This is a genomic window from Asanoa sp. NPDC050611 (assembly GCF_040654855.1).
Lineage (GTDB): Bacteria > Actinomycetota > Actinomycetes > Mycobacteriales > Micromonosporaceae > Asanoa.
Genome location: NZ_JBFAIU010000292.1, coordinates 1 through 9,634, shown reverse-complemented (window position 1 = coordinate 9,634; position 9,634 = coordinate 1). Strand labels below are relative to the sequence as shown.

Genomic DNA, 9,634 nt, shown 5'->3' with positions numbered 1-9,634 from the left:
TACGCCGCCGCGATGTCGCTGTCCCTCTTCGTCATCCTCATCGCCATCACGTTCCTGCAGATGCGGCTGCTGCGGGCGAACGAATCGGACACCAAGCCACCGGCCGGATCTCGCGGGCCAGCAGCGAATCCACGAGCCGGTCGTAGAAGTCGAGGTTCGCCGCGCGCGGCCAGGCGACCGAGAAGCGGTACGCGGTCAGGCCCAGCGAGGCCAGCAGCGCCACGTCGTCCGCGTGGCGGTGGTAGTGGTCGGCCGCCCGCTCACCCGTGTCACCGCCGACCACGTTGCCGGGCGTCGCGGCAAAGGTGTCCCAGATGGACGGCACCCGGCCGTCCGCGGTCACCGCCCCCTCGATCTGGTAGGCCGCGGTGGCCGCTCCCCACCAGAACGTGGACGGGAACCGCACTGCGGTGTCGGCGGCCGGCGCCGCGATGGTGTCCAACAGGGTCACTCCTTTGGAGAGCGCTCTCCGAAACGCCCTCCAGCGTCCGGTACGACCGATCTCCTGTCAAGGCCGCACGTCTTGACATCGATGAATGCCGAGCGCAACACTGCCAAGCACTGGAGAGCGCTCTCCAAGGAGCTCCGTCCCCTCTCCGGAAGGGCATCCCCGTGAAACCTCGCCTGCTCACGGCCGTCGTGGCCGTCGTACTCGGACTCACCTCCCTGGCCGTCGCCGAAGCCGCCAGCGCCGCCGACGCCGTCATCTCGCAGGGCAGACCCGCGGTCGCGTCCTCGACGCAGGGTGCCGACCTGCCCGCCTCCGCCGCCGTCGACGGCAACGCCACCACCCGCTGGGGCTCGGCCTGGTCGGACCCGCAGTGGATCCAGGTCGACCTCGGCGCCACCGCCACCATCACCCAGGTCACCCTCAACTGGGAGGGCGCGTCGGCCCGGGCCTTCCAGATCCAGACGTCGCCGAACGGCACGACCTGGACCGACGTCTACTCGACCACCACCGGCCCGGGCGGCGTCCAGACGCTCGCGGTCACCGGCTCCGGGCGCTACGTCCGGATGTACGGCACCGCCCGCAACAGCGGCTACGGCTACTCGCTGTGGGAGTTCCAGGTGCACGGCACGTTCGGCGGCACCAACCCGAACCCGGGCACCTGCGGCACCAGCAACGCCGCCCAGGGCCGGCCCGCCACCGCCTCGTCCGCCGAGGGCGCCGGCGTCGACGCCGCCATGGCCGTCGACGGCAACGCCGGCACCCGCTGGTCGAGCGCGTTCGCCGATCCACAGTGGATCCGGGTCGACCTCGGGTCGGCACAGAGCGTCTGCCGGGTCGTGCTGCAGTGGGAGGGCGCGTACGCCCGGGCGTTCCAGATCCAGACCTCGGCCGACGGCAACGCCTGGACCGACGTCTACGCCACCACCACGGGCGCGGGCGGCACGCAGACCGTCACCGTGACCGGCACGGGCCGCTACGTCCGGATGTACGGTACGGCCCGCGCCACCGGCTGGGGTTACTCCCTGTGGGAGCTCCAGGTGTTCACCACCGGCGGCGGCAACCCGCCCGACCCCGACCCCGGCACCTGGCAGACCGTCTGGAGCGACGACTTCACCGGCGCCGCCAACACCGCGCCGTCCAGCGCGAACTGGCTGGTGCGCACCGGGACGCAGTACCCCGGCGGCGCGGCCAACTGGGGCACCGGGTCGGTCGAGACCGCCGGCGCGGCGAACGCCACCCTCGACGGTGCCGGGCGGTTGTCCATCCGCGCGGTCCGCGACGGCGCCGGCAACTGGACCTCCGGCCGCATCGAGACCCAGCGGGCCGACTTCGCGCCGCAACCCGGCCAGCTCACCCGGTTCAGCGCGGTGCTCAAGCAGCCCGACGTCGCCAACGGGCTCGGCTACTGGCCGGCCTTCCGGGCGACCGGCGCCGCCTTCCGCGGCAACTTCACCAACTGGCCCGGCATCGGCGAGACCGACATCATGAGCGGCGTCAACGGCCGCGGCCAGCTCTCGCAGACCCTGCACTGCGGCACCGCGCCCGACGGGCCGTGCGGCGAGTACAACGGCCGGACCAGCGGGCTCGCCTCGTGCGCCGGTTGCCAGACCGGCTACCACGAGTACAGCCAGGTCATCGACCGCACGAAGACCGACGAGGAGATCCGGTTCTACCTCGACGGCCGGCAGACCTGGATCGTCCGGGAGAGCCAGGTCGGCGTCGCCGCGTGGCAGGCCGCCGTGCACCACGGCTTCTACCTGCGCTTCGACCTCGCGATCGGCGGCCTCTACCCGAGCGGCATCGCGGGCTTCACCGTCCCGACACCGGACACCACCTCGGGCGGCGTGCTCAGCGTCGACTCGGTCTCGGTCGCCCGGTCCACCGGCACCACGCCGCCGGCGATGACGGACCCACCGGTGCCGGCCGGGCCCAGCGTCGTGCGGGTCACCGGGACCCAGGGCAACTGGCAGCTCCAGGTCAACGGCGCGCCGTGGGAGGTGCGTGGGCTCACCTACGGGCCGCCGCAGGGCGCGGCCGACGGGTACCTGCGCGACCTGAAGAACATGGGCGTCAACACGATCCGGACCTGGGGCGTCGACGACGCGCAGACGCCGGTGCTGCTCGACACCGCCGCCCGGCACGGGATCAAGGTGATCGTCGGGCACTGGCTCAACCAGGGCGCGGACTACGTCAACGACACCGCGTACAAGAACAGCGTCAAGGCCGAGATCGTGGCCCGGGTCAACGCGCTCAAGGGCCGGCAGGGCGTGCTGATGTGGGACGTCGGCAACGAGGTCATCCTGACGATGCAGGACCACGGCCTCGCGCCCGACGTGGTCGAGGCCCGGCGGGTGGCGTACGCCCGGTTCGTCAACGAGGTCGCCGAGGCGATCCACGCGGCGGACCCGAACCACCCGGTCACCTCGACCGACGCCTACACGCACGCGTGGACCTACTACAAGCCGTACTCGCCGGCGCTCGACCTGCTGGCGGTGAACTCGTACGGCGCTATCGGCGGGGTCAAGGCCGACTGGATCGCGGGCGGCTACCCGAAGCCGTACATCGTCACCGAGGCCGGGCCCGACGGCGAGTGGGAGGTGCCGGACGACGTCAACGGCGTGCCCGACGAGCCAACCGACCTGGAGAAGCGGGCCGGGTACGCGGCGAGCTGGGCGGCGATCAAATCGCATCCCGGTGTCGCGTTGGGCGCCACCGAGTTCCACTATGGACTGGAGAACGACTTCGGCGGCGTCTGGCTCAACGTGACGACCGGTGGCTGGCGGCGGCTGGGGTTCCACGCGCTGCGGCAGGCGTACACCGGCCAGCCCTCGGCCAACACGCCGCCGGAGATCACGTCGATGACCGTCGGCTCGCCGACCGCGGTGCCGGCGGGCGGGACGTTCCCGGTGTCGGTCGCCGCGACCGACCCGCAGGGCGACCTGATCCGCTACAACCTGATGTTCAGCGACAAGTACGTGACCGGCGGAACGGGGTTCTCGAGCGTCACGTTCACGGAGACGGGCAACGGCACCTTCTCGGTGCGCGCACCCGAGCAGCTCGGCGTCTGGAAGGTGTACGTGTACGCGTTCGACGGCCAGGGCAACGTGGGCATCGAACAGCGCTCGTTCAAGGTCGTGCCGCCCACCGTCCCGGGCACGAACCTCGCCCGCGGCCGGCCGGTGACGGCGTCGTCGTACCAGCCGACCGGCACCAACGGGCCACAGCTGCCGGCGTACGCGACCGACGGCGACTACGCCACCCGGTGGGCCAGCGAGTGGGTGGCGACGGCCTGGGTGCAGGTGGACCTCGGCTCGGTGCAGTCGTTCAACCACGTGCAGCTCGCGTGGGAGGCGGCGTACGCCACGGGCTACCAGGTGCAGACCTCCAACGACGGCAACAGCTGGACGACGATCTATTCGACGACGACCGGCAACGGTGGCTTCGACAGCCTGCCGGTCACCGGCACCGGTCGGTACGTCCGGATGAACGGGCAGGCCAAGGCCACCGGCTGGGGCTACTCACTGTGGGAGTTCGGCGTCTACCGCTGACATCGGCGCAGGACGGTGGGCGCTTCGGCGGCCGCCGTCCTGCTAGCCTACGGGTGCGGAGAGCGCTCTCCGCCCGCGACCATGGAGAGACGTGACCACTGACAACGCACGCCTGCCGACCCTGGAGGACGTGGCCCGGCTGGCAGGGGTCTCCCGGGCCACGGTCTCCCGGGTGATCAACGGCATCCGCAACGTCAACCCCGAGCTGCACGAGGTCGTCTGGAACGCGGTCCACGCCACCGGTTACGTGGCCAACCGCGCGGCCCGGTCGCTGGTCACCCGGCGCACGGGCACGATCGCGCTGGTCGTCTCCGACTCCGAGAGCCACGACGACGACCCGTTCATGAGCCGGTTCTTCAGCGACCCGTTCTTCGGGCGGGTGGTCGGCGGCCTGCTCAGCGCGCTGCGCCCGGCCGGCGTGCAGCTCGCCCTGCAGCTCGTCGGGGCGGACCAGGCCCGCGCCCGGCTGGTCGGCGACCTGCGCCAGGGCCAGGCCGACGGCTCGGTCGTGCTCTCCCTGCACCCCGGCGACACGCTCCCCCAGCTGCTCGCGGACGCCGGCCTGCCCGGTGTGGTGATCGGCCGGCCGGCCCGGCCGGTGCCGATCAGCCACGTAGACGTGGCCAACGACCAGGGCGCGGCGCTGGCCGCCGACCACCTGGTGGCCCGCGGCCGGCGCCGGATCGGCATGGTCACCGGCCCGGTGGACGTGCCGGCGAGCGTCGACCGGATCGCGGGCTTCAACGCGGCGATGGCCCGCCACGGCCAGTCGTACGTGCCGTCGGCCACGGGCAACTTCACCCACGAGAGCGGCGAGCGGGCCATGCGCGAGCTGCTGGTCGACCACCCCGACCTCGACGGCGTCTTCGTCGCCAACGACCTGATGGCCCAGGGCGGGCTGAACGCGTTGCAGGAGCTGGGCCGCCGGGTGCCGGCCGACGTGGCGGTCGTCGGCTTCGACGACAGCAGCGCGGCGCTGGCCGCCCGCCCGCAGCTGACCACCGTGCGCCAGCCGCTGGAGGACATGGCCGCGGAAGCGGTCCGCCTCCTCCTCGCCCGCGTCGACGACCCGACCCTCGCCTCGACCTCGGTCGTCTTCGCGCCCGAGCTGGTGGTGCGGGCGAGCAGTTAGGACCCGCCCTCAGTTGCCGTCCTTCTCGAGCCAGTCGAGGATCGCGTCGACGGGTTCCTGCCAGCGGGTGTCGAGCATCAGGTCGTGGCCCATGCCCGGGAAGAGCAGTGGGGCGCCGCCGTAGCGGCGGGCCACCTGGTCGAGCGCGGACCGCGGCACCACCCGGTCGTCGGGCGTGCCGACCACCAGCACCGGCGGGTCGCCGACCGGGTGCTCCGGCCTGCGGGACCGCAGCAGCTCCCACTGCGCCTTCGCCGAGGCGTGGCCGATCCGCTTGGTGTAGTCGCGGGCCTGCGGGTCCGGCAGGTGGCGGCCGAACAGCTGCCGGCGGGTCAGCCGGATCCGCCCGCCGAACGCGGCCGGCAGCGTGCCGAACGGGTTGCGGCGCAGGGCGAGGCCGAGGGTCGCCCAGCCGCCGAACACCGGCGCGGCCAGCACGCCGGCCCTGGCCGGGTAGCGGGCCATCGCGTGCGCCACGACGAGCGCGCCGGCGCCGTGGCCGACCAGCACCGCTTGGCGCGGCAGGGACGCCGCCACCTGGACCACGTCGTGCGCGTACGCCCGCAGCGTCGCCTTCGGGGCGGGCTCGCTGGCGCCGTGGCCGCGCGGGCTGACCGCGTGCGCCGCGAAGCCGCGCCCGGCTGCGTGCTCCAGCCAGTGCTCCGCGTACGCCCAGGCGCCGTGCCCGAAGCCCGGCACGAACAGCACGGGCGGCTTGCCCTCGTCGGCGATCTCGGGGGTCGCGGTGAGCAGCTCGCGGCGGGCCGGGGGCACCGGGTCCGCCCAGTCGCGGGTCCGCATGATCCGCACGGAGGTCATCGCGCGCTCCTCGCCGTCGCGGTGGCCGGGGACAGCTCGTCCAGCGCGCGCTGCAGCTCGCGCAGGTAGTCGACGTGGTTCACCTCGAACCAGTGCCGGGTGGAGTCCTTGACCCGGGCCCGGTTCCAGCGGTTGCCCACCTCGGCGGAGGCCCGCGACCAGAACGCCGCGGCCCGCTGCAGGTCGCGGTCGCGCAGCCGCAGCCAGCGCGCGATCAGCACGGTCTGCCAGTGCACCAGCGGGAACAGCCCGGAGTCGGGCTGCAGCAGCCCGGCGACGGCGAGCGTCGGGTGCTCGCGCGGGAAGGCGTGCAGGTAGAGGGTCGGTCGCCCGTGCTCGTCGGCGCCGAGGATCTCCGGCGCGAGGAACTCGAACCGGGGCAGGTAGCCGGTGGCGAAGACGACCACGTCGGCCTCGACGTGCCGGCCGTCGGTCAGCTCGACCGAGCCGCGGTGGAACCGGCGTACGTCCGGCACCGGGGTGATCGTGCCGTGGCCGAGGTGGTAGATCAGCTGGCTGTTGGCGATCGGATGGGTCTCGAAGACCTTGTGGTCCGGCTTCGGCAGCCCGAACCGGCTCTGGTCGCCCACGGTCAGCCGCAGCGTGCGGGCCGCCAGCCACTGCCGCAGCCGCAGCGGCACCCCGGCGCCGATCATGCGGTCGTTGACCTGGTCGGTGGGCCGGCCGAGCAGGTACTTGGGCAGGTACCAGTAGCCGCGCCGGGTGGAGTGCCAGGTCTGCGACGCGGCCGTGGCCGCCTCGACCGCGATGTCGCACCCGGTGTTGCCGCCGCCGACGACCAGCACCCGGCGGCCGCGCAGCTCCTTGGGGTCCTTGTAGGACGAGGCGTGCATGGTCTGGCCGCGGAACTCGTCGAGGCCCTCGTAGGTGGGCACCTTCGGCGCCCAGTTGTGCCCGTTGGCGACCACCACGGCGAGGTAGCGGTGGGTCCGCTCGGAGCCGTAGCCGCCGCTGCTGCGGGTGGTGACGTCCCAGCTCGTGTCGTCGGCCGGCTCGATCCGCACGACCTCGGTGCCGAACCAGACGTGCGGCAGCAGGTCGAAGTGCTCGGCGTAACGCTCCAGATAGGACAGCAGCTGGCTGTGGTGCGGGTAGTCCGGCCAGGTGTCCGGCATCGGGAAGTCGGGGAACTGGGTGAACGGCTTCGACGAGATCAGGTGCGTGCCGGCGTAGACCGGGCTGCGGTCGTGCCGCCAGTTCCACGCGCCGCCGACGCTGGTCTCCCGCTCGTAGCAGTCGACGCCGAAGCCGTGCTCGCGGAGGTTCTTGACGGCGGCGAGGCCGCTCGCGCCCGCACCCACCACACAGACCGTGTCGCGCCGGTCGTAGACCGGGCGGCCGTCACGCCAGAGGGTGCTGGAGGGGTCGAAGCGTTCGCCGGTGGGGGTGGACACCGCCCGATCCTTCCGACTGGCGGCCGGTTCTGTCCAGTCCTCCCCTAGCTATCGGGAATCACCAGATCGACGACGATCGGGAGGTGGTCGCTGGCGGCGCGGGCGTCCGCCGAGTCGACCACCCGGAAGCTCTTCACCTCGACGCGCTTGTCGACGAAGACGCCGTCGATGGCCCGGCGTGGGCCGGATGCCGGGTGCGTCGGCGCCGTGCCCGCGATCTGCAGGCCGTCGGCGACCGCGGCCCAGGTCGGGTCGCCCGGCTCGGCGTTGAGGTCGCCGGCGGCGACGACGGGCAGGTCGACGCCGCGCATCTCGGCGCGCCAGACCGCCGCCTGGGCCGGCCGCACCGCCGGGTCCGTGGACAGGTGCGAGCCGGTCACCACGAACGCGGCACCGGGCACGGCACACGTCGCGAACACGGCACCGCGCAGGTGGTGCCCCGGGACCAGCGGGAACCGCACGTCGCGGGTCTCCAGCACGCGCACCCGCAGCGTGGTCAGCACCAGGTTGCCCAGCGACCAGAGCCCGCCGCCGCCGACCACCATGCGCAGGCGGTCGGCCAGCGCCGCGTTCTTCTGCCGCCAGCGGAACCGGCGGGCGCCCTCCTGCACGACCAGCACGTCCGGGGCGAGGTCCGCGACGACGGCGGCGAGGGCGTGGAGGTCGTCCTTGAAGCTGTGGATGTTGTACGAGACGATCCTGACCCGGGCGCTCATGCTCGTGCCTCGCTTCGCGACGCCCGGCCTGAGCGCGGGCGACTGAGCTGCCTGCGCTCGCTGCGCTCGCTCACCGGCGCCGTGCCAGGTCGGCGGCGCCCACCAGGCCCGCGCCGTTGCCGAGCTTGGCGACCCGCAGGTCGGCGACCGGCCAGCGGCCGCGCTGGGCCAGCGACTCCTGGTAGGACGCGCGGGCCGGGCCCATCAGCAGCTCGCCCGCCTCGACCACCCCACCGCCCACGACCAGCACCTGCGGGTCGAGCACCTGGACCATATCGGCGAGGCCCATGCCCAGCCAGGTGCCGATCTGCGCGAACGCCTCGCGGGACACGGCGTCGCCGGCCCGGGCCGCGGCGGTGACCATCGGGCCGTTGATCCGGTCGGCGTCGCCACCGGCCAGCCCGAGCAGCCGTTCCGCGCGGTGCGGCTCCTGGCGCGCACCGGCCCGGGCGAACCGGACCAGCGCGTTGCCGCTCGCGTACTGCTCGATGCAGCCGAGCCGGCCACAGCCGCACTTGTGCCCGCCGGGCACCAGGCCCAGGTGGCCCAGTTCGGCCGCGATGCCGTTCGTGCCGCGGACGAGCTCGCCGCCGAGCACGATGGCGCCGCCGACCCCGGTGCCGATGGTGTACATCACCATCGAGTCGTCGGCGTCGTGCGCGGCGCCGAACCGGAACTCGGCCCAGGCCGCGGCGTTGCCGTCGTTCTCGACGATGACCGGCAGGCCGACCTTGTCGCTGACGTAGTCGCGCAGCGGCTCGTCGCGCCAGGCGATGTTGGGTGCGAACAGCACGGTCGACCGGGTGGCGTCGATCCAGCCGGCGGCGCCGATGCCGACCGCGTCCGCCGGGTACGCGCTGGCCAGCTCGGCGGCGACCTCGACGATCGTGTCCCGGGTGCGCGCGACGTCGTCCGCGGGTGTGTCCCGCCGGATGGTCGTGACGACCGTGCCGTCCGCGTCGACCACACCACCGGCGACCTTGGTGCCCCCGACGTCGACTCCGATGGTCAGCGTCACCGCTGCCGCTCCCCTCTGCTGTGCCGTCCGACGTGCTCAGGCGTCGTCGTCGGACCGTGGCGCCGGCGGCGCCGTTCGCTTGACGGCCTTGCGGGCCATCGGCTTCTTCGGTTTCCCAGGGGGCGCGACCTCGTCGTCGGCCGCCCGCTCCGCGGCGGTGGCCGCCGCCCAGACGTCACCGGCCGTGGGGGCCGGTGCAACATCATCGCGGGTACGGGTGGCCGCGCGCCAGATCTCGTCGTCGGAGAACCGCGGCGCCGGCGCGGGCGGCGGCTGCGGCTCGCGCACGGCCGTGGAGCTGTTGACCGCCCGCAGCAGGCTGGCCACCCCGGCCGCGAAGTCGCCGGCCCCGGTGGCCAGCCGCTCGGCGAACTCGGGGCTCGGGTCACGCAGGGCCACGATCACGCGGCAGATCGGGCAGACGCAGCATTCCGCGTCGCCGGTCGCCAACTTCGGGCCGGTTCCCCCGGACGGGTGATGCGGCTGGCCGAAGGCGCCGCCCGCCGACAGCGCGTCGCCCATCGCCGTCAGCAGC

General features: G+C 73.4%; 7 protein-coding genes and 1 pseudogene. 2 read left to right on the top strand and 6 right to left on the bottom strand.

Features of this window, described 5'->3' with window-relative positions:
- Positions 1-97: 97 nt before the first annotated feature.
- Positions 98-442 (bottom strand): annotated as a pseudogene (locus AB0H87_RS31975) (family 1 glycosylhydrolase); the annotation flags it as partial.
- A 170-nt stretch (positions 443-612) separates the two neighbouring features.
- Here AB0H87_RS31975 and AB0H87_RS31970 point away from each other — a divergent pair.
- Complete coding sequence (locus AB0H87_RS31970; protein ID WP_360154065.1) at positions 613-3,999, top strand: discoidin domain-containing protein; 3,387 nt, start codon at positions 613-615, stop codon at positions 3,997-3,999.
- Between the two features lie 91 nt (positions 4,000-4,090).
- Positions 4,091-5,131 carry a LacI family DNA-binding transcriptional regulator gene (locus AB0H87_RS31965; protein WP_360154062.1) on the top strand — a complete coding sequence of 347 codons (1,041 nt, stop codon included), beginning with the start codon at positions 4,091-4,093 and terminating at the stop codon, positions 5,129-5,131.
- 9 nt (positions 5,132-5,140) lie between these two features.
- Here the strand turns inward: AB0H87_RS31965 and AB0H87_RS31960 are convergent, their stop codons facing one another.
- The 5 genes from AB0H87_RS31960 to AB0H87_RS31940 all read right to left on the bottom strand — a co-directional run.
- Positions 5,141-5,950 (bottom strand): alpha/beta fold hydrolase, encoded by an 810-nt coding sequence (locus AB0H87_RS31960; RefSeq protein WP_360154059.1) that lies wholly within the window; start codon positions 5,948-5,950, stop codon positions 5,141-5,143.
- The gene (locus tag AB0H87_RS31955) at positions 5,947-7,365 is read right to left on the bottom strand and encodes an NAD(P)-binding domain-containing protein (RefSeq protein ID WP_360154056.1); all 1,419 of its coding nucleotides are present in this window, start codon (positions 7,363-7,365) and stop codon (positions 5,947-5,949) included. Before AB0H87_RS31955 ends, AB0H87_RS31960 begins: the two co-directional genes overlap by 4 nt.
- A gap of 44 nt (positions 7,366-7,409) precedes the next feature.
- Positions 7,410-8,081, bottom strand: a complete 672-nt coding sequence (locus tag AB0H87_RS31950) for an endonuclease/exonuclease/phosphatase family protein (protein WP_360154053.1) — start codon at positions 8,079-8,081, stop codon at positions 7,410-7,412.
- A 70-nt stretch (positions 8,082-8,151) separates the two neighbouring features.
- Positions 8,152-9,099: an ROK family glucokinase gene (locus tag AB0H87_RS31945; RefSeq protein ID WP_360154050.1), complete on the bottom strand. Its 948-nt coding sequence runs from the start codon at positions 9,097-9,099 to the stop codon at positions 8,152-8,154.
- Between the two features lie 36 nt (positions 9,100-9,135).
- Positions 9,136-9,634 (bottom strand): hypothetical protein (locus AB0H87_RS31940; RefSeq protein ID WP_360154047.1); only part of this gene is annotated, 499 nt, incomplete at its 5' end.